The following is a 1,253-nucleotide window of genomic DNA, read 5'->3' as shown; positions in this document are numbered from 1 at the left end:
GAGTGATCCCGTCCTACAACCGCGCGTCGGCGGTCATTGTTGGTGGGGTCCAACAAGCTCCGTTTCCGCTGAGAAGAGTTGACTTTAGGCGGCAAAGCCGGCCATTGGGTTTGGCGGCGCGCGGTGGCCGCACATAAAACAGGGCACCTGAAAAGGACTCGGGCACCTTGTCTAAGGGCTTGAATTAAGCATGTCTTCTCCCGAAACCGGGCCCACCTTCGAAAGATAAGTGCTTAGCGCTCGTATTCGTTGTCCTGGCTGCGCTGTGTCTTGCGGTCCTGATCGTCGGCCTGCCGGCCCTTTTGCTTAGCTAAGTCTTTCTGCTGCTGAACGCGTTGCCGCGCCTTTTCGGCATGTCGCGCCGAGGTCTCGGGCTGACGCGTATCGTCTCGGCTCGGCAAATCGCGGCCGCGCGCATCTCTTTCAGGCGCGGCCTCGCCGGCGCCCCCTGCACCCTTTTGCTGCTCGAACTGGAGCCGAGCGAGACGATCGTGCATCTTGTCGTTCACGCCCTCACGGTATTGCTCGAAACGCGTTTGCTCGGCGTTGGGGAGCGTGTCCCGCATCTGATCCAACGCTTGATTCACACGCGCCATCTTCTGCCGCATTTCCAAAGGTGTCTGCGCCATTTCGGTAGCTCCTATCAGCCTGGTCAATTCTTTCATGCCGGGATGGGACAAGAAGGACGAGGTCGGCGCCGGTCCCCCGCCATCTTTGAAGACGCCAGCGGCCGGCTTCTCGCCTGCCCTGTGCGCATGAATCTGGAGGACATTCTTGCCGATCGCCTCGGCCGCGGTCAGGGCCTGGCCGGTGACGCCAGCCGCCCGCATCACGGCGGCCGTCCGCTGCCACACGCCGGCGATCGCTCCGCCATTGGCGACGAGCAATCTGCTATCCATACGACTCCGCTGCTTGTCCTCCACGCGCGCGACGGTCTTGTCACTGACCTGATAGCGCGCATCGTGCTGCGCGCGTTTGTAGGCGCCCGCATGTTCTTTCGTATAGGGTCGGCTCATTGCATGATCGTACCGGCGCGTTGCGACCATCGCTATGCCGTGTTCGCGCGCCTTCTCAGCGTACGCTTCCCGCCAGGCGTGGAGATCCGCCTTGTAGAACGTCAGCCGCTCGCCGTCGGCCGACCGCGCCTGCACCATGGCGTGGATATGGACGTGCTTCGTCTCGGCATGATGTGCGAGCACGAATTTGTGCCCGGGCGCGCGCTCCTCGAGCACCGCCCGCGCGACCGCCATGAT

1 protein-coding gene is annotated in these 1,253 nt (G+C 62.8%); it reads right to left on the bottom strand.

From position 1 onward, the window contains the following. Nucleotides 1–233: 233 nt before the first annotated feature. The gene (locus EOA38_RS37125) at nucleotides 234–1,250 is read right to left on the bottom strand and encodes a hypothetical protein (protein WP_348627558.1); all 1,017 of its coding nucleotides are present in this window, start codon (nucleotides 1,248–1,250) and stop codon (nucleotides 234–236) included. Nucleotides 1,251–1,253 lie beyond the last annotated feature (3 nt).

It is taken from the genome of Mesorhizobium sp. M1E.F.Ca.ET.041.01.1.1 (assembly GCF_003997355.1).
Lineage (GTDB): Bacteria > Pseudomonadota > Alphaproteobacteria > Rhizobiales > Rhizobiaceae > Mesorhizobium.
Note: the sequence above shows the minus strand (reverse complement) of the source record. Positions and strands in the feature narration are given on the sequence as shown.